The sequence below is a fragment of the Roseateles sp. GW821-FHT02E12 genome (assembly GCF_059421665.1).
Window position 1 is genome coordinate 474,539 of the sequence record NZ_JBWKVK010000001.1, and the last position, 20,296, is coordinate 494,834.

Annotated in this window: 22 protein-coding genes; 12 read left to right on the plus strand and 10 right to left on the minus strand. The window is 68.4% G+C overall.

What is annotated here, in order from left to right; genetic code table 11:
• Positions 1-24 precede the first annotated feature (24 nt).
• Positions 25-228 carry a hypothetical protein gene (locus AC07V5_RS02210; protein ID WP_495113857.1) on the minus strand — a complete coding sequence of 68 codons (204 nt, stop codon included), beginning with the start codon at positions 226-228 and terminating at the stop codon, positions 25-27.
• Positions 229-396: 168 nt separating this feature from the next.
• Between AC07V5_RS02210 and AC07V5_RS02215 the strand changes: the two genes are divergently transcribed.
• Entirely contained in the window at positions 397-966 is a 570-nt protein-coding gene (locus tag AC07V5_RS02215; protein ID WP_495113859.1) for a thymidine kinase, read from the plus strand.
• A 181-nt stretch (positions 967-1,147) separates the two neighbouring features.
• Here the strand turns inward: AC07V5_RS02215 and AC07V5_RS02220 are convergent, their stop codons facing one another.
• From AC07V5_RS02220 to AC07V5_RS02230, 3 genes are all read right to left on the minus strand, one after another.
• On the minus strand, positions 1,148-1,384 hold the full coding sequence (locus tag AC07V5_RS02220; protein ID WP_056266878.1) for a hypothetical protein: 237 nt from the start codon (positions 1,382-1,384) through the stop codon (positions 1,148-1,150).
• Between the two features lie 94 nt (positions 1,385-1,478).
• Entirely contained in the window at positions 1,479-2,240 is a 762-nt protein-coding gene (locus tag AC07V5_RS02225) for an enoyl-CoA hydratase/isomerase family protein (protein WP_495113862.1), read from the minus strand.
• On the minus strand, positions 2,237-3,496 hold the full coding sequence (locus tag AC07V5_RS02230; RefSeq protein ID WP_495113864.1) for a hypothetical protein: 1,260 nt from the start codon (positions 3,494-3,496) through the stop codon (positions 2,237-2,239). The genes AC07V5_RS02225 and AC07V5_RS02230 overlap by 4 nt, the downstream gene beginning before the upstream one ends.
• Before the next feature lie 61 nt (positions 3,497-3,557).
• On the opposite strand from AC07V5_RS02230, the gene AC07V5_RS02235 reads away from it, so the two are divergent.
• Complete coding sequence (locus AC07V5_RS02235) at positions 3,558-5,219, plus strand: alkaline phosphatase family protein (RefSeq protein ID WP_495113866.1); 1,662 nt, start codon at positions 3,558-3,560, stop codon at positions 5,217-5,219.
• Here the strand turns inward: AC07V5_RS02235 and AC07V5_RS02240 are convergent.
• Both AC07V5_RS02240 and AC07V5_RS02245 read right to left on the minus strand, forming a co-directional pair.
• On the minus strand, positions 5,209-5,850 hold the full coding sequence (locus tag AC07V5_RS02240) for a hypothetical protein (RefSeq protein ID WP_495113867.1): 642 nt from the start codon (positions 5,848-5,850) through the stop codon (positions 5,209-5,211). The genes AC07V5_RS02235 and AC07V5_RS02240 overlap by 11 nt on opposite strands.
• Positions 5,851-5,875: 25 nt before the next feature.
• Positions 5,876-6,673, minus strand: coding sequence for a head GIN domain-containing protein (locus tag AC07V5_RS02245; protein ID WP_495113868.1), 798 nt, complete (start codon positions 6,671-6,673; stop codon positions 5,876-5,878).
• Between the two features lie 127 nt (positions 6,674-6,800).
• Here AC07V5_RS02245 and ypfJ point away from each other — a divergent pair, with 127 nt between their 5' ends.
• From ypfJ to pssA, 6 genes are all read left to right on the plus strand, one after another.
• Positions 6,801-7,676 (plus strand): KPN_02809 family neutral zinc metallopeptidase, encoded by an 876-nt coding sequence (ypfJ, locus tag AC07V5_RS02250; RefSeq protein ID WP_495113870.1) that lies wholly within the window; start codon positions 6,801-6,803, stop codon positions 7,674-7,676.
• 177 nt (positions 7,677-7,853) lie between these two features.
• Positions 7,854-8,612, plus strand: coding sequence for a hypothetical protein (locus AC07V5_RS02255; RefSeq protein WP_495113871.1), 759 nt, complete (start codon positions 7,854-7,856; stop codon positions 8,610-8,612).
• Positions 8,613-8,681: 69 nt separating this feature from the next.
• Positions 8,682-8,930, plus strand: a complete 249-nt coding sequence (locus tag AC07V5_RS02260; protein ID WP_495115652.1) for an HPr-rel-A system PqqD family peptide chaperone — start codon at positions 8,682-8,684, stop codon at positions 8,928-8,930.
• A complete protein-coding gene (locus tag AC07V5_RS02265; protein ID WP_495113872.1) occupies positions 8,927-9,859 on the plus strand; it encodes an HprK-related kinase A in 933 nt (310 codons plus the stop codon). The genes AC07V5_RS02260 and AC07V5_RS02265 overlap by 4 nt, the downstream gene beginning before the upstream one ends.
• Complete coding sequence (locus AC07V5_RS02270; RefSeq protein WP_495113874.1) at positions 9,856-10,938, plus strand: nucleotidyltransferase domain-containing protein; 1,083 nt, start codon at positions 9,856-9,858, stop codon at positions 10,936-10,938. Before AC07V5_RS02265 ends, AC07V5_RS02270 begins: the two co-directional genes overlap by 4 nt.
• A 23-nt stretch (positions 10,939-10,961) precedes the next feature.
• Positions 10,962-11,579 carry a CDP-diacylglycerol--serine O-phosphatidyltransferase gene (pssA, locus tag AC07V5_RS02275; RefSeq protein ID WP_495113876.1) on the plus strand — a complete coding sequence of 206 codons (618 nt, stop codon included), beginning with the start codon at positions 10,962-10,964 and terminating at the stop codon, positions 11,577-11,579.
• Here pssA and AC07V5_RS02280 read toward each other — a convergent pair.
• Entirely contained in the window at positions 11,576-11,797 is a 222-nt protein-coding gene (locus AC07V5_RS02280) for a hypothetical protein (RefSeq protein WP_495113878.1), read from the minus strand. The two genes, pssA and AC07V5_RS02280, sit on opposite strands and share 4 nt — an antisense overlap.
• Before the next feature lie 298 nt (positions 11,798-12,095).
• On the opposite strand from AC07V5_RS02280, the gene AC07V5_RS02285 reads away from it, so the two are divergent.
• Positions 12,096-12,269, plus strand: coding sequence for a hypothetical protein (locus tag AC07V5_RS02285; protein ID WP_495113880.1), 174 nt, complete (start codon positions 12,096-12,098; stop codon positions 12,267-12,269).
• Here the strand turns inward: AC07V5_RS02285 and AC07V5_RS02290 are convergent, their stop codons facing one another.
• The gene (locus tag AC07V5_RS02290) at positions 12,270-13,175 is read right to left on the minus strand and encodes a LysR family transcriptional regulator ArgP (protein ID WP_495113882.1); all 906 of its coding nucleotides are present in this window, start codon (positions 13,173-13,175) and stop codon (positions 12,270-12,272) included.
• A 73-nt stretch (positions 13,176-13,248) separates the two neighbouring features.
• On the opposite strand from AC07V5_RS02290, the gene AC07V5_RS02295 reads away from it, so the two are divergent.
• Together AC07V5_RS02295 and AC07V5_RS02300 are read left to right on the plus strand one after the other, a co-directional pair.
• Complete coding sequence (locus AC07V5_RS02295) at positions 13,249-13,887, plus strand: LysE/ArgO family amino acid transporter (RefSeq protein WP_495113883.1); 639 nt, start codon at positions 13,249-13,251, stop codon at positions 13,885-13,887.
• Between the two features lie 18 nt (positions 13,888-13,905).
• Positions 13,906-15,183 (plus strand): D-amino acid dehydrogenase, encoded by a 1,278-nt coding sequence (locus tag AC07V5_RS02300; RefSeq protein WP_495113885.1) that lies wholly within the window; start codon positions 13,906-13,908, stop codon positions 15,181-15,183.
• Between the two features lie 73 nt (positions 15,184-15,256).
• Here AC07V5_RS02300 and prsT read toward each other — a convergent pair whose 3' ends face one another.
• The gene (gene prsT, locus AC07V5_RS02305; protein WP_495113887.1) at positions 15,257-18,043 is read right to left on the minus strand and encodes an XrtA/PEP-CTERM system TPR-repeat protein PrsT; all 2,787 of its coding nucleotides are present in this window, start codon (positions 18,041-18,043) and stop codon (positions 15,257-15,259) included.
• A gap of 91 nt (positions 18,044-18,134) precedes the next feature.
• Here prsT and AC07V5_RS02310 point away from each other — a divergent pair, with 91 nt between their 5' ends.
• On the plus strand, positions 18,135-19,451 hold the full coding sequence (locus tag AC07V5_RS02310; RefSeq protein WP_495113889.1) for an Hsp70 family protein: 1,317 nt from the start codon (positions 18,135-18,137) through the stop codon (positions 19,449-19,451).
• On the opposite strand, the gene AC07V5_RS02315 is transcribed toward AC07V5_RS02310, so the two are convergent.
• On the minus strand, positions 19,372-20,040 hold the full coding sequence (locus AC07V5_RS02315; protein WP_495113891.1) for a YecA/YgfB family protein: 669 nt from the start codon (positions 20,038-20,040) through the stop codon (positions 19,372-19,374). The two genes, AC07V5_RS02310 and AC07V5_RS02315, sit on opposite strands and share 80 nt — an antisense overlap.
• Positions 20,041-20,296: the final 256 nt, after the last annotated feature.

Consider the following 20,296-nt stretch of genomic DNA (forward strand, 5'->3'; position numbering starts at 1 on the left):
CAGCCAACGCCTTCCGTGAAATGACTACGGAAGCGTCTTGCAGTTGGGTTTGCAGACCACCTCGTTACGGCCAAGCAGCCGGATCGACTGCAGGCTGGCCGGCGCGCGGTGCTTGCCGCACTTGAAGCAGGAGCGGGTGTGGCCGCTACCGAGGAAGGGCGAACCACCCACCTTCGACTGGTAGCGCAAGCCATCCTGGCGGACCGCGGTGACGGAGTCTTTGCTCATTCTGCAGACAGGTCGGGACGAAGCGCCTATTGACTCATGGCGAAGATGACAACGCCATCTCGCAAGCCCGAGGTTGCTGCCATAAAAAGGCAGAAACCACGGGCTTTCCCGACCCCGATCTGCGGGGTCGGCCTGCGGGGACAATGCCGCTCCGTTCGGAACGACCCCATGGCCAAGCTCTTCTTCCGTTACGCCGCAATGAATGCCGGCAAATCCACCGCCCTGCTGCAGGTGGCGCACAACTACGAGGAGCGTGGCCACCGTGTGCGCATCTTCACGGCCCGCCTGGACGACCGCTACGGCCACGGCTTCGTCACGTCGCGCCTCGGACCGAAGCGCGAGGTGGAGCAGTTCGACGCGAACACCGACTTCCTCGCGCTGATCGGCCAGAGTGAAGCCGGCCCCGGCATCGCCTGCATCCTCATCGACGAGGCCCAGTTCCTGACCAAGAGCCAGGTCCAGGCCCTGCACGAGATGGCGCACCTGCGCAATCTGCCGGCCATCTGCTACGGCCTGCGCACGGACTTCCAGGGTGAACTCTTCCCTGGCTCGGCCACGCTGCTGGCGTTGGCCGACGAGATGGATGAGATGAAGACCATCTGTGACTGCGGCCGCAAGGCGACGATGAACATGCGTGTCGACGCCAACAACCGCAAGGTCACCGAGGGCGCCCAGGTCGAGATCGGCGGCAACGCGCGCTATCGCTCGGTCTGCGGCCGCTGCTTCCACCAGGGATAAAAACGAAAGGCGGCCAAAGGCCGCCCATGTTCACGAGCAAGGCGTGGTGCCTCAATAGCGCCGACCGCCGGGCCGTCGGGCCACACCAAGTCGGCACCGCTCGATTCATTGAAAGGCCAAGGCCTCTCAATGAATCGACCCCCTCGGGGGTCAGCCCGCGAACCTGCGGGCCGGGGGCAAACTATTTGGCAGCGATCTGCGCGTCCAGCTCCTTGCAGGACGGCGAGCAGACGGGCTGCGATTTGCCAAGCAGCTTCTTGGACTTGAGCATCGCTCGAGGGCGGTGCTTGCCGCAAAGGAAGCAGGACATCGTTGCTGCGCCGAAAGAGGAGGTCGCCGCGAACGGCGAGCCCGGGGCTTTGGAGCGGTAGCGCAGACCATCCGCTTCGATGGTGGTCTTGGTGGTTTCTTTGGCCACACTGGTCCTGTCGAAGAGTTGTAAAGGGTGGCGCCGGGCAGGCGCTTGGGCCCCGTATTTTCCACGATGTGGCGAATGCCCCGGCCTAGGGCTTTCAACCCCCCTTGAATTGCGCCGGTCTTTTGCCTGCCCAGGCGGCCTGGCCCTCGGCGAGATCGGCCGAATCGCGGGCCACGGCGATGTCGGCCCCGAGCCGCGCCACGTCGAGCCGGCCGGCGGCAATCGCGTTCAGATGCTGCTTCATCGGCAGCAGCGCGAGCGGCGCCATGCCCATCAGTTCGTCGACCAGGGCCTGCAGCGCAGCGTCCAGCGTGCCGACGTCGGGCAGCAGCTGGTCCAGGTAGCCGCAGCCGAGCAGGGCTGCGGCATCCAGCGTGCGGCCGGCCAGCAGCACCTGCTTGGCCGTCGCGAGGCCCAGACGATTGACGAAGCGCTGCAGGCCGCCGGCATAGAAGTGCAGGCCGATGCGCGCCGCCGGCACAAACATCTCGACCGCCGGCGCGCCGAGGCGGAAGTCACAGGCCAGCGCCAAGTCAGCCGCGCCGCCGTAGACGCCACCGTGCAGCCGCGCAATGGTGATGGGCCGAGCAGCCTCCAGCGCATCGGCCAGCTCGCCGAAGCGCGCGCCGGCGTCGATCGCACCCAACGCGCCAAGGTCGAAGCCGCTGCAGAAGTGCTTGCCCTCGCCATGCAGCACCAGGACACGCACGGCTTCATTCGCATTGACTGCGTCGATGAGCCCGAGCAGCACGCCCAGGTCCTCCACGGCCAAGCGATTGGCCTGGCGCGGCCGGCGCAACGTGATGCGAGCCACGCCGCCGTCGATCTGCAGCAAGGGCGCCTGCCCGCTGCTCATGTGCGCCGCCTCGCCACACGCCCTTGCAGCACATAGCCCCCTTTGAGCCGCGCCAGGCGCGCATCGCGCTCCGCGGCAGCCAGCTCGCGCAGCGCCCGCGCCTGCGCCGGCCGCAGATCGGCGTCCTGATGCAGCACGAGTTCGGCCACCAGATCCCAGTCCGTCTCCAGCTCGGCCGACCACAGCCTGGCCTCGGGTGGCAGCTCGACGAGCAACTGCTGCAAGGCGTTGGCCGCGGTTTCGGCGGCGACCAGGGCGGCCAGGTCAGGCCATCGGCCCAGCGGCTGCGCCTCCTCGCTCTGCGGCGGCCACACGGCGCACAGCCATTGCGGCGCACGGCTCTCCACGCGCACGCCGGCCGACGTCTGCGATACCTCGGTGCTCGCATCCGAGACGCGGCGAGCCAGCGCCGTCCAGGCCAGCGGCTGCCAATGGGCGATCAATCGCGGGTCGGCTTCAACGCGTGCGGTCAGGGCGGCGATGTCCAGCATCGGCACGTCGACGGCGGCGGATATGGGCGACACCTCGGGCAGCCTGATGTCATCGATGACCTGCTGCGGGTCGGGCTCGGCCGGCCGCGGCGGCGCGTGAAAGTCCAGCACCGGCGTTTCGACGTTGTCGGGCGGACGCGGCACCTCGGGCAACTGGATGTTGTCGATGAAATGCTGTGGATCGATCTCGGCCGGCGGCGGGGCGGCCTGGAAGTCCAGTGCGGGCGCTTCAGCCGGCTCGGTGTCCTCCTCGGCCGCAAGCGCCTGCGGCGCCTCGACGGCAGCCGGCAGCGGCACGTCAGCCAATTCAATGTCTTTCGTGACCGCAGGCGCCGGCGCTGCCTCGACTGGCTCGCACGTTTCGGCGATCTGCGGCGAGACCGGCTCCACCAGCGCCTCGACGACCACGACGCGCGGCGGTGGCCTGTCGGTCAGCTCGATGTCCTCCACGTCCAGCATCTCGTAGCCGCGCGCCTTCAACCGCGCCCTCTTGGCCTCATCGGGCGCGCTGCGGCCAGTGTGCCGCGGCGACCTGAGCTCCAGGTCCAGCGAAGCCGGCGCCGGCGCGCGCCAGCCGTCCAGCACATGGGTGGGGTCGAAAGCGTCCGGCTTGGCGATGACCAGGCGGATCTCGGCATCGTCCTGCCGTAAGGGGTCACGCTGCCGCAGTGCCCCAAGGTCCAGATCCAGCGACAGGGGCGCGGGCTCGAGCGGGCGCCAGCCGTCCAGCGCGTGCGTGGGATCGAAGTTGTCGGGCTCTGCCATGGCTTTACAAGCCAGACATTGTGACGACGTAAGCTCACGCACCCCTTGTCACAAAACCGTCATGTTGCCCACCCGCCGCCGCCTGCTGAGCCTGGCCCTTGCCAGCGCCTTGCCCTTTGTCAGCGCCTGCACGACGACTCCGCCGCCCGCCGCCGCGGCGCCGCAGAACCCGAAGCTGATCGTCCTCGTCGTCATCGATGGCCTGCCAATGCGCCAGGTCACCGGCTACCGCGACCAGCTCGCGCCCGACGGCTTTGCCCGTTTTCTGGACCGCGGCCGCTGGTTCGCGGACGCGCACTACGGCCATGGCCACACAGTGACGGCCGCCGGTCACTCGGTGATGCTGAGCGGCGCCTACCCGCAGCGCAGCGGCATCATCAGCAATGAATGGCGCAACCCGGCCACTGGCGAGCAGGTCTACAACACCGGCGACCCGGACTACCAATACATCGACAGCCCGACCGCGCCGCTGTCCGGCACCAGCCCGCGCAATCTCAAGGTCGAGACGCTGGGCGACGTGCTGCGCGGGCGTTCACCGCAGTCCAAGGTCATCGGCATCTCCGGCAAGGACCGCGGCGCCATCCTGCCGGCCGGCCACAAAGGCACGGCGTACATGTACATGACGGAGACGGGCCGCTTCGCCTCCAGCACCTACTACATGCCCGCGCACCCGCAATGGGTCACGGACTTCAACGCCGCCAAGCCGGCCGACGCCTTCTTCAAGAAGACCTGGGCGCCACTCCTTCCCGAGACGGCCTACGCCCGCTCGGTGCCGGATGGCCAGACCTGGCAGGTCGCCAGCGGCAACGGCAACAGGCTCCCGGCCGTCATCGGCGACAAGATGGACGGCCCCGGCCCGCGCTTCTACGGTGGCCTGCTGGCCTCGCCTTTCGGCGACGAGCTGACGCTGGCCTTCGCCCGCGCCGCCGTGAAGAACGAGAAGCTGGGCCAGCGCGGCGTGCAGGACGTGCTGTCGGTCAGCCTGTCCAGCCACGACTACATCAACCACGCTTTTGGCCCGGAGTCGCGGCTGTCGCACGACCACACCCTGCACCTGGACCGCCATCTGCAGGCCTTCTTCCAGTTCCTGGACAAGGAGGTCGGCGCCGGCAACTACGTGCTGGCGCTGACGGCCGACCACGGCTTCACCGACACGCCGGAATGGGCCATCACCCAGGGCCGCGACGCCGGCCGATTCAACAGCGCGCCGTCGCTGGCGGCCGTCAACACGGCGCTGAGCGCGAAGTTCGGTGTCGAAAAGCTGGCGCGAGACTTCTCCGCCGCCGGCCTGCTGCTGAACGACAAGCTCGCCGCCGAGAAGGGCTTGAACTTCGCCGACGTGCAGGCCACGGCCCGCGAGGCGCTGCTGCAGCTGCCCGGTGTCGCCACGGTCTTCACGCGCGAGCAGCTGCTGGGCAGTGACACCACGACCCCGTATCTGGAAGCCATGCGCAAGTCCTTCGACCCCACGCGCGCCGCCCAGCTGCAGATCGTGCTGAAGCGCAACTGGATCGCCAGCTACCGCCCGGGCGGCAGCACCCACGGCAGCCCGCATGACTACGACACCCACGTGCCCCTGCTGTTCTGGGGGCCGGGCTATGTTGGCAAGGGAGAGATGAAGGCCCGCGTCGAGGTGGCTGACCTGGCACCGACGCTGGCCGCCATCGCCGGCCTGCCCGCGCCGGCCCAGGCCCAGGGTCGGGATCTGAAGCTCAAGCCCTAGCGAGAAGGGCGGCGGCCGATTCGCCCCAGATCGCCTCGGTCAACGCGATGGCGCCGAGGCGCTCGCCCAGCGCCGTCGCCTGGGCCGGCCCGGTGGACGGCAGCATGACGAGCAGCCGGCCATCCTCCAGGCGCATGCAGCCGTCCTCGCCGCGGATGCGGGCCAGCAGCTCGGCCGGATCCGCCGCGATCGCGAGCGTGGCGACGGACAGCGGCCAGGCGCGTGGATCGGCCAGCAAAGCCTGCAGCAGCTCCCGGCCAGCCTGGGCCGACAGCAACTGCCCCGTCAACGGGCGCGGCCCGGCCAGCGCGCTGATGTCCACCCCCGTCAGAGCCAGGCCGCCGTCCGGCGTGCGCTGCTCGACCCACCAGAGCCGCCGGCCGTCGCGCCAGGCCTGCTCGTAGCCGCGCTGGGCGATGCGGCTGCGCCGCTCGGGGGCGTCGACCGGGCCGGTGCCGCCGCGCCTCGCTGCCTCGACCATCTCGGCCCAGGCCGGCGCCTCGTCCGCGTCCAGGCCCCAGGCCTGGCGATAGGCGGCGTTGGCGCGAAGCAGGAGGTCGTCCGCATCAAACAGGGCCAGCAGCAGCGGGCCCTCGGTCAGCGTCTGCCACCAGAGGTCGTCTTGATTCACGACCCCGATTCTGGGCCGGCGCGACCTAGCGCCGATGGATCTCGCCCGAACCGCTGACGCTTTGGCGCAACTGCGGCCGGCCGGCATAGCTGAGGTCGCCGGAGCCGCTCAGTTGCACGTCCAGCTGTTCCGTCACGCCCAGGGACACGTCGCCCGAGCCGTTGATGTTGACCTTGGCCGCACGCCCGGCCAGCGCGCGCGCGTCGACGTCGCCCGAGCCACTGATGCTCCAACTCTGCTGATCCGCCCGGCCGGCCAGGCGCACATCGCCCGAGCCGCTGATGCTGACGTTCAGGTCCTTCAACTCGACGAGGCCGAAATGCACGTCGCCCGACCCGATGACTTTCAGGCCCAGGCTGTCGGCCTTGAAGCTGTCGACGCTCAGGTCTCCCGAGCCATTGACGGCGATCGCCTGCAGCGCGCGGGCGCTGACGCGCACCGTGGGCGCCGAGCGGGTCGTGAAGCCGGCTTCACGCTTCATGCGGATGACGAGGGCGTCGCCCTCGACGGCCGTCTCGATCAGCGGCTCGATGTTGTCGTCGGCAACGATGGTGGCCTGGTCGCTGCTAGCCTGGGTCAGCGTCACGTCGAAGGGCCCGTCGATGCGCAGCTTGCTGAACGAGGTCAGCGCGCGCGCCTTCTCGACCTTGACACCCGAGCCGCGCACGCGGTTCTTGCCGCTGCCGTAGTCGATGGGGCCGCTGAAGCTCGCCGTCCAACCGTCGCCCTCCTTCTTGATGCGCAGCCGCCAGTCGTTGTCGCCGGCAAAGGCGGCGCTGGTGGCAAGGGCCGCGGCGAGGGTCAGCAGGGCGAGGCGTTTCATGCGGGGCTCCCGGTTCGTCAATGCGGCGGCAGTGTGTCCAGCCAAGTCTGGTAACGCCCGCGGCGGGCGACAGACTGCGTTTTCGCGGTGACGGGCCGTAGGATGGGCCGACCAGCAGGAGACCAGCATGAAGTGGGAAGGCCAGCGCGAGAGTGACAACGTCGAAGACGCCCGGGGCGGCGGCGGTGGCGGCGGCAGAGGTCTGCCGATCGGGGGGCGCGGCATCGGACTGGGCGGCATCGTCATCGCGCTGCTGGCCTCCTGGGTGCTGGGTGTCAACCCGCTGACGGTGCTCGGCCTGCTGAGCGGCGGGGGCGGTAGCGCACCCGCCCAGACGCAGGCCGGCGACTCCCATGCCCAGGATCCCGCCTACCGCTTCGTCAAGGTCGTCCTGGCCGACACCGAGGACGTCTGGGGCGCCTACTTCCAACGCAGCGGCCAGCAATACCCCATGCCCAAGCTGCGCGTCTTCCGCGGCAGCGAGCCCACCGCTTGCGGCACCGGCGAGGCCGCAATGGGCCCGTTCTACTGCCCGGCCGACCGCAAGGTCTACATCGACCTGAGCTTCTACGACACCTTGCGCCAACGCTTGGGCGCGCCCGGGGACTTCGCCCAGGCCTATGTCATCGCCCACGAGGTGGGCCACCATCTGCAGAACCTGATGGGCACAACGGCCAAGATGGACCAGGCACGCGGGCGGATTTCGGAACGCGAAATGAACGCCATGAGCGTCAAGCTGGAACTGCAGGCCGACTGCTTTGCCGGCGTCTGGGCCAGTTTGTCGCAGCGCAGCAAAGGTTGGCTGGAGCAGGGCGACATCGAGGAAGCCCTGAATGCCGCGTCCCAGATCGGCGACGACACGCTGCAAAAGCGGTCCCGAGGCAGCGTCGTGCCGGAAAGCTTCACCCACGGCAGCAGTGCCCAGCGCGTGCGCTGGTTCAAGCGGGGCCTGGACGCCGGCGATCTGAAGTCTTGTGACACCTTTTCGTCAGCCACCCTCTGAGTCCCTTATTCAGGCCCACCCAATCAAGGGGGCGCAGGGTGGCTCTCAAAAGGCTTTGTGTGAAACACTCACATCCAAACCGCCGAGCCCTCCATTAGCATCGGCGCGCTCTGAGACTCAGAGCCAGTTGCGCCCCAATTCGGTGCAACCAAAACAGGATTCACGAGGCCCACTGTCATGAGCGAACGCCAGATCAACGACCCGCAGTCGACGCCCCAGGCGCCGGCCTCAGTCGACGCGGCCACCCGCCAGTTGGCCTCCGAACGCCGCCGCCGCTTCATCAAACTGGGCGGTGCGGCTGTCCCGACCGCGTTGACCCTGGCCAGCCGGCCTGTGATGGCCTGGCACTGCAACACGGCGTCGACCTGGGGCTCTGCCCAAGGCATGTCCAACAGCGCCTACACGCGATCGCAGGATCTCAACGTCCGACTGTTTCCGGACGAGACCTACACGACGGCCTGCTGGGTGGGCAACACGACCCGCCAAGGGTTGGCAGCCTATCCTTGGAAGCAGACACCGCTGAGCCGCACGACGGTTACGCTGTCTGACGCGACCCATTACAAGAACTACACCGTCGCTCAGCTTCTAGCCGGCACAGGCGCCTCCACCATCTCCGGAGTCACAAACGCTGATACCGTTTGGAGCATCCTGAACGGCGCTTCCAAGAAGCAGGACCCCACCAAATCCACAGGCAACTTCATCGCCGGCAGTTCGACCTGCGGCGATTTCCAGAAGCTGATGTTGGTGGCCTGGTTGAACTTCAAGGTGCTCAACTCGACGCTGAACAAGTGTCTGATGCCCGGCTCCACGAACGTGCTGATCAAGTTGGGCACCACGACCTATTACGGGCCGACGGGCGCGCAATGGACCCAGGCCGACGTCGTCAAGTATCTGAAGAAGAACTTCATCGCCTGCGCCGACGACGCCTGCCTCTGAGCGAGGCCGGCTTGGCCTCGGCTCCACGCTGACGTGCCTACGCGCTGGCAACTGATACGCGCTGATGCCGTGCGCGTACGGGAATGGGATGATGCCGGCGTGATCTACGACGCTTTCAGCGGCAATACCCACCTCATCGACGCTCTGGGCCTGGAGCTGCTGGATCTGCTGCGCCAGCGCCCCTGGAATTTGGCGGATCTCGTCACCGAGTTGCGCGACTCGCTGCCCGAAGACCTCGACGCCGAAGCCGTACCGCAGTTGCTGAGCGCCAAGCTTGAGCAGCTCGCCCGGCTGGATCTGGTCGCAGCCGTGGCATGAAGGACACCCTCGCCGCCCTCGGCGAAGGGGAGTTGCGCCGACGCCTGTGCGGCCCAGGGCTGACGCTGCGCCTGCCGCCATTCGTCGCCCGCTTGCATTCCGACGTGCCACGGGTCGCCGCGGACCTACAGCGCCTTTACGGCGAATTCAGCCTGGGCCGGGGCGACGACTTCGTCGACTTTCATCTTGCCGTCAACTACGACCGCGGCCTGCATGCGCTGTGGCGGCGCCTCGCGGGGCGGCGCCAGGCTCGCTTTTCGACCGACGGCCTGGCCGCCTTCACAACGCTGCCGGCAACCCAGGCTTTCCACATGGTCGAGTGGGGGCTGAATTGGGCCGTCACGGCCCATGCCCATCACTACGTCGTCTATCACGCTGCCGTGCTGGAGCGCGACGGCCGTGCCCTGGTGCTGCCGGCGCCGCCGGGCTCGGGCAAGAGCACTTTGACGGCGGCGCTGGCCCAGCGAGGCTGGCGGCTGCTGTCCGATGAACTCGCGCTGCTGGATCCGCACGACGGCCGGCTCTACGGCCTGGCACGGCCGGTCAACCTGAAGAACCAGGCCATCGCGGTGATGCGGGACTTCGCGCCAGACGCCGTACTGACCGAACCCGTGCCCGACACGCTCAAGGGCACGCTTTCGCTAATGAAGGCCCCGGGCGATTCGATCGCGCGCGTGCGCGAAGGCGCGCAGCCTGCCTGGGTCGTCGTGCCCAGCTTCGAGCCTGGCGCCGAGGCCAGGCTTGAGCCCCTGCCCAAGGCCCAGGCGCATCTGTTGCTGGCCGATCAGGCCTTCAACTACGACATCCACGGCGTCGATGGCTTCGAGGCCACGGCCGATCTGGTAGACAACGCCGGCTGCTGGGCGTTCAGCTATTCGCGCCTGGACGACGCCGTGCGAGTCTTCGACGCATTGGCAGCCGCGTCATGAAAAGGCCTCTGCTCGTCGAAGTGCTGCTGGCATCGGATCGGGCCGCCCGGCTGAGCCCGGCCGACTGGGATCTGCTGATCCGCCAGGCCCGCCGCGCCAATCTGATCGCCCACCTGGCCGGGGCTCTGGAGCCTCAGCTCGATGCATTGCCTGCCGGTCCGGCCCGCCACCTGCGCGCCGCCTTGCTGATCGCACGCCGTCAGCGCATCGCGACCCGCTGGGAGGCCGAGTGCATACGCCGGGCGCTGGGGCCTCTTGGCATTCAACCCATCCTGCTCAAGGGTGCAGCCTATTTGCTGTCCGACCTGCCGGCGGCGCGAGGCCGGCTGTTCGGCGACGTCGACCTGCTCGTGCCCAAGGCTCAGATCGACGCAGCGGAGGCAGGGTTGATTGCGGCCGGATGGGCCTTCGACGCCGAACTGAACGACTACGACAGCCGCTACTACCGCCAGTGGATGCATGAGATCCCGCCGCTGTACCACCAGCAGCGCGACACTGCCCTGGATCTGCACCACAGCATCCTGCCGCCGACCGCACGCGTGCAGGTCAACACGGCTGCGCTGTTTGAGGACGCGCGCGAGTTGCCCGGGCTGCCTGGCCTGCGCGTGCTCGCGCCGGTAACGATGTTTCTGCACAGCGCCGCCCACCTCTTCCACGAAGGTGAACTGGACAACGGTCTGCGCGATCTCTTCGACCTGGACGCACTGCTGCGCGACTTCGGCACTCAGCCGGACTTTTGGACTGCCCTGGTGCCTCGCGCACGCGTGCTCGGCCTGACCCGCCCGCTATTCCACGCGCTGCGCTACACAACCCGGTTGCTTGGCACACCGGTGCCCCCCGAGGTGATGAAACAGGCCGCGGCAGACGCGCCCCGATGGCAAGGCCTGCTGGACGCCTGCTACGAGCGGGCGCTGATGCCAGTGCATGCGAGCTGCGATGACACCCTGACCGGTACGGCCCGGCTGGCGCTGTATGTGCGCTCGCACTGGCTGCGCATGCCGGTCGGCCTGCTGGCGCGCCATCTTGCCCGCAAAGCCTGGTTGCGCCTGCAACCTCCAGCAGAGGCGCCGGCGGCCTGACAAGGCAGACAATCCGGTCCGCCATGGACAGACCCAAGCCCTTTTCAATGATCCGCGAGTTCCACCTCGCCGACTGGTTCACGCTGGGCAACGCTTGCGCCGGTATGGGTGCGCTGTTCGCCGTGATGAGCTTTCTGCAAAGCGGTGAGCCCCGACATTTGCAATACGCCTGCGCGCTGATCCCACTGGCCCTGGCCTTCGATGTGCTGGACGGCCGCATCGCGCGCTGGCGCCAGAAAAGCTCGGCACTGGGTCGCGAACTGGACTCCTTGGCCGACGTGATCTCGTTCGGCGTCGCGCCGGCGGTCATCGCATACGGCTGCGGCATGCAGGGTCTCTACGACCGCATCGTGCTGGTGTTCTTCGTGGCTTGTGGCGTCAGCCGGCTGGCGCGCTACAACGTGACTGCCGAGAAACTCAGCGGCGGTACCGGCAAGGTGGCCTATTTCGAGGGGACGCCAATCCCGACGTCCATGCTGCTCGTTGCCGTGCTGTGGGTGGCAGCAGCTCAGGGCGCCATCGGGGGCGCTCTATGGGGCGGCGTTTGGTGGTTCGCGGGTTTTCGGCTGCACCCGCTGGTGCTGATGTTCGCGGTGTCCGGCTCGCTGATGGTGAGCCGGCTCCGGATTCCCAAGCTTTAAGCTGTTCGGCGCGACAGCCAGCTCAACGGCGATTCCTGGGCAGCTTGACCCGATTTGGACTCGAGGAAGTCGCTCGGCGGCTGGCTGCGGTATTCGCTGAAGCCACCGCCATCAAGGCAGGCCTCCAAACCGAAGGCGGTACCGAGGTCGGCCGGGTCCGGCTCACTGCGCACAGCGACGTCACGGCGGAAGAAACGCAGCGCTGGAACGAATCGCATAACCAACCTCTTTGCTTGACAGCGCCAACAACCACATCGGCGCTGTGGACACAGTGTGCGGGATTCATGTGACAAGCGAACCCCTCATCTGTGAGTAAATATTGCCTCTACTGGCACTACCGCACGGGCGCAAGGCCTGTTTTTCCCAGTGGTGACGGGGCTCTCCGGCCGGCGCCCCCTCATTTCGAGGGGGCGTTGCTGTTTTGCAATTCCTTTCCCCCACTCCCTAGAGCTGAGGATAGGGTCCGGCAGTCCGGCGCTTAAGCTGCGCCACTCTCCAAGCCCCCCCGGCTCCTGCATGAGTTCAGAACTGTTGAAATGGGTCGCCAGCGGCCTGATTGCCGTCGTGCTGACCAGTACGCTGTGGATGGCGCACGCCATTCATCCCGAGCAAAGCGGTCCCAGCCTGCTGGTCGCCCAGGTCGTCCCGGCGGCGGCTGCCGCATCGGCACCCGTCACGGCCACCCGCTGATCAGCCCAGGGCCTGTCTGGCGCCGTCTGCCAGGGCTTGGCCGATCCGGTTCAGCAGGGCGTCGCGGCCCTGCAGTTGCCACTGGTGCCAGTAAAGGGCCACATCGACGCCGATGTCGGGCTTCAAGACGACCAGCTGGCCAGCCTCCACGAACGAACGAACCTGGATCTCAGGCGCTACGCCGACACCCCAGCCCATGGCTGCGGCGCGCACATAGGCCTCGCTGGACGGTACGAAGCGCTCGCGCAGCCGCGGCGCGCGCACGCCGAAGGCCTGTGACACCCATTGCGACTGGCTGTCGTCCTTGCGATTGAAGACGAGGAAGGGCGCATCGGCAAAGTTGCCCGCATGCAGACCCTCGGGCAACTGGGCCGCCAGGAATCCCGGGCTGGCCACCGCCACGTAGCGCATGACTCCCAGCGGCTGCACGCGGCAGCCCTGCAGGGCCTCGGCCACGGTGGATACGCAACCCAGCACGGCGCCCTGGCGCAGGCTGTCATGGGTGAAGTCCTGGTCATCGACGACCAGTTCCAGCCCATAGCCCTCGCGCAGGCCCTGCTGCACCAGGCCGTCCAACGCCGGCAGCACCCAGGTGGCCAGGCTGTCAGCGTTGACGGCGATGGCCAGGCGCGACTGCGGCGCCACACGCTCACCCAGTTCGCGGGCCACATCCACCCGCAGCGCCTGCAGTTGGCGGGCAAAGCGCAACAGCACCTTGCCGGCCTCGGTGAGGCGCAGCGGCCGCGAGCGAACAACAAGCGGCTGGCCCACCTGCGTCTCCAGCGCTCGCAGCCGCTGGGAGACAGCGCTCTGCGTGATGGAGAGCCGCTGGGCGGCGCGCTCGAAACCCTGCTCGTCAGCCAGGGCGGCCAGGCAGTCCAGCGCAGCGGGATCGAACTCGTTCATAAGCAACGCTAATGTATGGCGAAGAATATGAATGCCACTTCTTGAATCAGGAGCGACTGCGGAGAATCCGCCGATGCCCGCTTCCATCCTGGCCCATGCCCAAGCGCCCGCCGTTTTCGCACAGGGCTGGGCCATGGGTGCCGGGCTGATCCTGGCCATCGGCGCCCAGAACGCCCTGGTGCTGCGCCAGGGACTGAGGCGCGAGCATGTGGGCGCCGTCGTCGCCGTGTGCACGCTGTCGGACTGGCTGTTGATCGCGCTGGGCGTGTTCGGCCTTGGGGCGCTCATCCAGGGCCAACCCCTGCTGCTGGAAGCCTTCCGCTTCGGCGGCGCGGCCTTCCTGCTCGGCTATGCCCTGCTCGCTGCCCGGCGCGCCTGGCGGCCGGCCGCGGGGCTGGACGCCGCCGACAAAGCCGCCGGCCTCGGCGCGACGCTGTCGGCCGCCTTTGCCTTCACCTACCTGAACCCGCACGTCTACCTGGACACCGTCGTGCTGTTGGGAGGCCTGGGCGCCCGCCAGCCGCCCGAGCTGCGCGCGGCCTTCGCGGCCGGCGCCGGCCTCGCGTCGGCAATGTGGTTCGGCCTGCTCGGTTTTGGCGCGGCGGCTGCGGCGCCCAAGCTGCGCAGCCCCAACACCTGGCGGGTCGTCGATGCCCTCGTCGCTTTGCTGATGACCGGCCTGGGTTTACAACTCCTCCTCCAACCCCTCTAAGAACACCAAAGGATCGCCATGAAGATCGTCGTTCTCGGCGCCGGCATCATCGGCATTGCCACTGCCTGGTACCTGCTCGACGAGGGGCATGAGGTCATCGTCGTCGACCGCCAGGCCGATGCGGCTCTGGAGACCAGCTTCGCCAACGGCGCGCAGATCTCGGTCAGCTTCTGCGAGCCCTGGGCCAATGCCGGCGCGCCCTTCAAGGTGGCGAAGTGGCTGCTGCGCGACGACTCGCCGCTGCTGTTCCGCCCCAGCCTGGACCCCAACCAGTGGCGCTGGGGCCTGGCCTTCCTGATGCAGTGCACGACCGCGGCCTTCGAACGCAATGTCGAGGAGCTGGTGCAGCTGGGCCGCTACTCGCACGCCTCGCTGAAGGAGCTCGTCGCGCGCACCGGCATCGAGTACGACCGCCTGGAGCGCGGCATCCTGCACTTCTTCTCCAGCCAGGCCGACTTCGACAACGGCGCGGCCGGCGCCGAGATCATGCGCCGCCACGGCGTGGACCGCCGTGTGCTGGGGCGCGAGGAGGTGCTGAAGGTCGAGCCGGCGCTGGCCAGCTTCGGCAGCCGCATCTTCGGCGGCACCTTCACGCCCAGCGACGAGAGCGGCGACGCCATGGTCTTCACGCAGAAGCTGGCCCGGCTGTGTGCCGAGCGCGGCGCACAGTTCCTGTACGAGCACGACATCCTCGGCCTGCAAAAGGGCGGCGACGGCATCGAGGCCGTGCAGATCGCCCACACGCGCAGCGGCGAGCGCAAGACGGTGAAGGCGGATGCCTTCATCGCGGCCATGGGCTCCTACACGCCCGCGCTGGTGAAGCCGCTCGGCGAGCACCTCAACATCTACCCCGCCAAGGGCTACTCGGCCACGCTGCGCCTGAAGAAGCCCGAGGCCGCCAGCGTCGTCAGCCTGCTGGACGACACCCGCAAGATCGCCATCTCGCGCCTGGGCGACCACATCCGCATCGCCGGCACGGCCGAGCTGTCGGGCTTCGACCTCAACCTGGACTCACCGACGGCCAAGGTGCGCTGCGCCGCGCTGGTGAAGCGCTACGAGGAACTCTTCCCTGGCGTGGCCGACACCAGCGAGCCCAACTACTGGACCGGCCTGCGCCCCAGCACGCCGACCAACATCCCCTACATCGGCCGCAGCAAGAAGGCGCGCAACCTGTGGATCAACGCCGGCCACGGCACCCTGGGCTGGACGCATGGCGCCGGTTCGGGCCACGCGATGGCCGAGCTCATCGCCGGGCGCCGGCCGGACATGGCCTTCGGGTTTTATGGCCAGGTTTGAGGCCCCTGGCCCCAAGGGGTTGGCGATGCGCCTACCGGATTGACCGGCATGCACATCGCCAAGCGGGCCGGAATCAGAGCGTCTTCAGCAGCGCCTGCACCTGCGCCTGCTGCGGCAGCTTCGGCCCCAGCTTGGCCAGGCCTTCCAGCTCGACCTTGGCGGCCGCCTTGTCGCCCGACTGGATCAGGATCTCGGCGAGATTGAAACGAAAGGCCGGCTGGTCGGGCTGGTCGCTGACGAGCTGGCGCAACTGGTTGATGGCCTTGCCGAATTCCTTCTCGTTGGCCAGCACGGTGGCATAGGTGTCGCGCAGGGCCGCGTAATCGGGGTTGAGCTTGAGACCCCGCTCGGCCAGCTCACGCGCGCCGGGCTTGCCAAACCTGCTGCGCAGCCAGGCCACGTTGTTCAGGATGGGCAGCGCATCGGGGCTGCGCTTGAGCAGCACTTCGTAGCGCGTCAGCGCGGCCTCGAAGTCGCCGCGAGACAGCAGCACGTCAGCCACGGCACCGGCGAAGGTCGTGTCCTGCGGATGGGTTGTCTGCCACTGCGTTTCGAAGGCCAGCGCCTCGTCACGCTTCTTGAGGGCCAGCAGCAGCGTGAACAGGCGCGGCGCCGCGTCGGCCGGGTCGCGCAGTGCGGCGGCCTTGCGCAGCGAAGCGAGGGCGATGTCGGGGTGTTGGCGGTTGGCCTCCACCTCGGCCTCGGCGATCAGCGCATAGGCCTCCTGCGGATACTTCTTCTGGCGCTCGTGCAGCGCGGCTAGGCCCTCCTCGGTGCGGCCCTGGCGCAGGGCGAGCTGGATCAGCAGGCGTTGCGCGACCACCGAGCCCGGTTCGGCCTCCAGCGCGCGCTTGACCTCACGCTCGGCGCCAACGAAGTCCTTTTCCACAAAGCGCAGCTGGCCCAAGCCCATCCAGCCCGAGGCACGCGTGGGCGCCAGCGAGGTCAGGCGCGAATAGGTCTTGGCCGCCTGGGACTTGTCGCCCGACGCCAGCTGGGTGCGCGCCAGGCGCTCCAGCAGGTCCGGGTTGAGCGGCAAGGCCACCGAGGCCTCCTGCGCGGACTGGGCCGCCTTGGCCACGTTGCCCAGGCGCGAATAGTGGTCGATCAAGGCCATGCGCAGGCCAGCGTCGGTCGGCTCCTCGCGCACGCCGGCGGCCAGCACGTCGGTGATGCGATCGGCGGGCGCGCCGGTCTGCGCCAGCAGCTCGGCCAACGCAAGGCGGGCCTGCGGCGAGTGCGGCTGGCTGGTGACGAAGCCTTCCAGGCGCTTCACAGCGGCCTCGCCACGCCCACCCATCACGTCCAGCGCGACCAGCCCCAGCACGGCCGGCAGATAGCCGGCATCGGCCTTCAGCGCCGCTTCAAAAGACGCCTGGGCGGCGGCGTTGTCCTTGCGGACCAGATGGATGCGGCCGCGCAGCCCTTCCGGCACCGGGCTGCCCTGCATCTTGGGTGCGAGCTTGTCGATGGCGGCCAGCGCAGCGGGCAGCTCGTTGCGGCGCAGCAGCGAATTGATCAGCATCAGGTCGTAGTTGCTGCCGCTGTCCTTGGCGGCGATGTCGCGCAGCTGGCCGATAGCCGCATCGGCCTTGGCACGACTGGCGCCACCGGGCGCAGCGCTGTCGCGCGCAATGGCCGACAGCGCGAGCGCGGCGCCGGTCTTGGCATCGTCGGGGCGCAGCTTGGCGGCCGCGCTGAAGGCCTGGTCGGCCGCTTCGAAATTACCCTGCATCAGCTGGGCCTTGCCGGCCAGCAGCAGGGACTCGACGTCGGCCTTGGCCGACTCCAGCACGGGGCGCAGCGTCTCCAGCGTCTTGGCCGGCGCGCGGCGCTGCAGTTGCAAGCCGGCGAACTGGCGGCGCAGCGCCAGGTCTTCGGGGGCGAGCTTGAGGGCCTGGTTGAGCAGGTTCTCCGCGTCGGCCAGCTCGCCAAGCTGCTGGTGGGCGCCCGAGGCCAGGCGCAGCAGCGGCAGGAAATTGGGCATCAGCTTGAGCAGCGGCAAGGCCAGCTCGCGCGCCTTGGCGGCATCACCCTTGGCCAGCGCCAGCTGGGCCTGCAGGAAGCGGCCCTGGGGCTTCTTGGCCAGGGCCGGTGGCATGTCGTCGATGAGCTTGGTGGCAACGTCGAGCTTCTGGTTGCCGAAGGCCAGGCGCAGCAGCAGGGAGCGCGCGTCGTAGGAATTCGGGTCCAGGGCGACGACTTCCCGCAGCAGCGGCTCGGCCTCCTCCAGCTTGCCGCGCGACAGCAGCACCTCGGCCTTGAGCTGCAGCGCCTTGACGGCCTTGGGGTTCTTCAGCAGCAGCCCGTCCAGCGCGCCGAGCGCCTCGTCGGGGAAGCCACCGGCCAGCTTGGTACGCGCGCTGACGACGACGGCATCTTCCGAATCTGGCTTGAGCTGCAGCGCCCGCACGGCCGCCGCCTTGGCTTCGGTCACGTTGCCCTGGGCCAGGAAGGCCATGGCCAGATGCTGCTGCAGCGTCGACATGGCTGACGGATCGGCCAGGCTCTGGTCGCTGAACTCGCCGATCACCTTGCGCGACTGGCCCGAGTTCAGCAGCGCCTGGGCCAACAGCGGCGCCAGCTCGTCGCGCGGCGCACCCAGCTCCCAGGCGCGGCGCAGCTCGATCTCGGCACCCGCCATATCGCCGGTATCCAGCAGCGCCTTGCCCAGCATGTGCCGGCCCTTGGCGCTCTCGGGGTTGTGCTGCAGCAGGTTCTTCAGCTCGATGACGGCACCGCCGACATCTTTTTGCTCGATGCGCTTTTGCGCGGCGGCGAGCAGATCCTGCTCTGAGCGTTGGCCGCAGGCCGCCAAAACGGCGAGCATGATCAGGGCGAGGGCACGGCGCGATTTCATGGGGTCTCCTTGTCGGCGCGGATTGTGTTCCTAGAATCCGCGCCCCTTCTCAGGACTTGTCAGGACTGGCCCCCCAGGGCCGGTAATTCGAATGAATGCCCCTCCCCCTTATTGCGCGATTGACTTCGGCACGTCGAATTCAGCCGTGGCGGTACCTGACGCCGGCACCGCCGCCGGCGAGACGCATCTCGTCGAGCTGGAACCCGGCCAGCGCACGATGCCCACCGCAGTTTTCTATTTCACCGAGGGCACCCACGACGCCGACGGGCCGCCGCGCGCCTTTGGTCGCGCCGCCGTGGCCGCCTACGTGGAGGGTCACGACGGCCGGCTGATGCGGTCGATGAAAAGCATCCTCGGCTCGCCGCTCATCGAGCAGACCACCGACGTGGGGGGTGGCCGTGGCGCCAAGTATTCAGACATCGTCGCCGGCTACCTGAAGCGGCTGCGCCGCCTGGCCGGCGAGCCGGAGCGGGCCGTGCTCGGCCGGCCGGTGTTCTTCGTCGACGGCGAGCCCGAGCGCGACGCGGCCGCCCAGGCCCAGTTGGCGGCCTGCGCCCGTGCAGTCGGCTTCAAGGAGGTGCAGTTCCAGTACGAGCCCATCGCCGCGGCTTTCGACTTCGAGCAGCAGGCCATCCGTGAAGGAAAGGGCGAGCAGATCGTGCTGGTGGCCGACATCGGCGGCGGCACGAGCGACTTCTCCATCGTGCGCGTCGGCCCCGAGCGCGTGCAGCGCCTGGCGCGCCGCGACGACATCCTCGCCAGCCACGGCATCCACATCGCCGGCACCGACTTCGACCGCCACATCGAGCTCGCAGGCCTGCTGCAGGAATTCGGCTACCGCTCAACCGGTCCGTCGAAGCCTGGACAACCTGGCCGCGAGCTGCCCAGCGGCATCTACTTCGACCTGGCCACCTGGCACCTCATCAACACCTGCTACGCGCCACTGCGCGTGGCCGAATGGCGCGGCATGAAGAGCTGGTTCAGCGACGTGCGCCAGCACGCGCGGCTGATGACGGTGCTGGAGGAGCGCCTGGGCCACGAACTGGCCGCGCGCGCCGAAGGCGCCAAGATCGCCGTCTCCGGCGGCGCCGACACGACGGTGGACCTGAGCCATGTGGAGCCCGGCCTCGTGCTGCCCTTGAGCGAGAAGACGGCGGTAGACGCGCTGCGGGCCGACCTCGACCGCATCATCTCCACGGCCCACGAGACTGTCGCCCTGGCCGGCCTGAAGGCCGAGCAGATCGACGCCCTCTATTTCACCGGCGGCTCGACGGGCCTGCGCCTGCTGGTGGACGGCATGGCTGCCGGCTTCCCGAACGCGGCGCGGGTCACCGGCGACCGGTTTGCCTCGGTCGCGACCGGCCTGGGCCTGCACGCCCGCCGGATTTTTGCGCCGGCTGGGGCTTGAGGGGGCGGGACACGTCGGCCAGCATCAGCACCGCGCTGACCAGGCCCTCGACAGCTGCCTCCAGGTCCGCCGGCGGCTCCAGCGCCTCGATCTCTTCCAGCAGCGTGTCGGCGTCCTCGAGATCGTCCGGATCCAGGTGCAGGTAGATCGCGGCCAGCGGCTCCAGCATCGGTTCCTCGGGCAGCTTCATCAGCGCCGGATGGGCATCCAAGGCATGCGCAAAGCCGGCCACCCAGGGCAGCACCGTCTCGCTCGGGCTGGCGTCCTCGTCCAGTTCGAACACCCAGGGGTCGAACCACTGGCGGCCGATGATGGCGAGGTTGAGTTCCTTGTGGCGGCGGCGCAGCAGCGCAATCAGCTCGTCGCTGATGCGCGGCGGCAGTGGCCGGCCTTCGCTGTCGAGCAGCGGCGGCAGCCAGCGCTCCAGCGGCACGGCTTCAGGCTGCAGCAGCACGCCGCAGAGGTAGCCATCGGCCATGCTGACGTCCAGCGGCTCCAGCGGCGCGGGCAAGGCGTCCAGCAACGCCTGCAGGCGCTCCAGATCGGCTTCGGACAGGGCTTCGGCGTTGGGGTGCACTGGGATCGACATGTTGGGGATTATCGGCAGTGCGCCGTAAATATTGCCCACCACGTCGCTGGCCAGCGGCCTAAAGTGAATTCATCCCAACGACGCCCTCTACCCAGAGGGCTTCACGACCCGGCAGCCCGCTGACCGGGTCTTTTTTTGTCGGTCACACGGCATGCGTCTCGCAAGGCGAGCCGCTCGGCGCTACGGCGCCGGGGGCCATTCGGTCCCACGCCGTGAGGCCCGTCCGCGCCACCCAGGGTGGCGCGAGGCCGGTTTT

Bases quoted from the DNA above. Each gene is read 5' to 3' on its own strand.
- AC07V5_RS02235 (WP_495113866.1), top strand. From the start codon at position 3,558: ATGTTGCCCACCCGCCGCCGCCTGCTGAGCCTGGCCCTTGCCAGCGCC.
- ypfJ (WP_495113870.1), top strand. From the start codon at position 6,801: ATGAAGTGGGAAGGCCAGCGCGAGAGTGACAACGTCGAAGACGCCCGG.
- AC07V5_RS02300 (WP_495113885.1), top strand. From the start codon at position 13,906: ATGAAGATCGTCGTTCTCGGCGCCGGCATCATCGGCATTGCCACTGCC.
- pssA (WP_495113876.1), top strand. From the start codon at position 10,962: ATGGACAGACCCAAGCCCTTTTCAATGATCCGCGAGTTCCACCTCGCC.
- AC07V5_RS02230 (WP_495113864.1), bottom strand. From the start codon at position 3,496: ATGGCAGAGCCCGACAACTTCGATCCCACGCACGCGCTGGACGGCTGG.
- AC07V5_RS02285 (WP_495113880.1), top strand. From the start codon at position 12,096: ATGAGTTCAGAACTGTTGAAATGGGTCGCCAGCGGCCTGATTGCCGTC.
- prsT (WP_495113887.1), bottom strand. From the start codon at position 18,043: ATGAAATCGCGCCGTGCCCTCGCCCTGATCATGCTCGCCGTTTTGGCG.
- AC07V5_RS02255 (WP_495113871.1), top strand. From the start codon at position 7,854: ATGAGCGAACGCCAGATCAACGACCCGCAGTCGACGCCCCAGGCGCCG.
- AC07V5_RS02280 (WP_495113878.1), bottom strand. From the start codon at position 11,797: ATGCGATTCGTTCCAGCGCTGCGTTTCTTCCGCCGTGACGTCGCTGTG.
- AC07V5_RS02315 (WP_495113891.1), bottom strand. From the start codon at position 20,040: ATGTCGATCCCAGTGCACCCCAACGCCGAAGCCCTGTCCGAAGCCGAT.
- AC07V5_RS02265 (WP_495113872.1), top strand. From the start codon at position 8,927: ATGAAGGACACCCTCGCCGCCCTCGGCGAAGGGGAGTTGCGCCGACGC.
- AC07V5_RS02290 (WP_495113882.1), bottom strand. From the start codon at position 13,175: ATGAACGAGTTCGATCCCGCTGCGCTGGACTGCCTGGCCGCCCTGGCT.
- AC07V5_RS02270 (WP_495113874.1), top strand. From the start codon at position 9,856: ATGAAAAGGCCTCTGCTCGTCGAAGTGCTGCTGGCATCGGATCGGGCC.
- AC07V5_RS02215 (WP_495113859.1), top strand. From the start codon at position 397: ATGGCCAAGCTCTTCTTCCGTTACGCCGCAATGAATGCCGGCAAATCC.
- AC07V5_RS02295 (WP_495113883.1), top strand. From the start codon at position 13,249: ATGCCCGCTTCCATCCTGGCCCATGCCCAAGCGCCCGCCGTTTTCGCA.
- AC07V5_RS02210 (WP_495113857.1), bottom strand. From the start codon at position 228: ATGAGCAAAGACTCCGTCACCGCGGTCCGCCAGGATGGCTTGCGCTAC.
- AC07V5_RS02245 (WP_495113868.1), bottom strand. From the start codon at position 6,673: ATGAAACGCCTCGCCCTGCTGACCCTCGCCGCGGCCCTTGCCACCAGC.
- AC07V5_RS02225 (WP_495113862.1), bottom strand. From the start codon at position 2,240: ATGAGCAGCGGGCAGGCGCCCTTGCTGCAGATCGACGGCGGCGTGGCT.
- AC07V5_RS02310 (WP_495113889.1), top strand. From the start codon at position 18,135: ATGAATGCCCCTCCCCCTTATTGCGCGATTGACTTCGGCACGTCGAAT.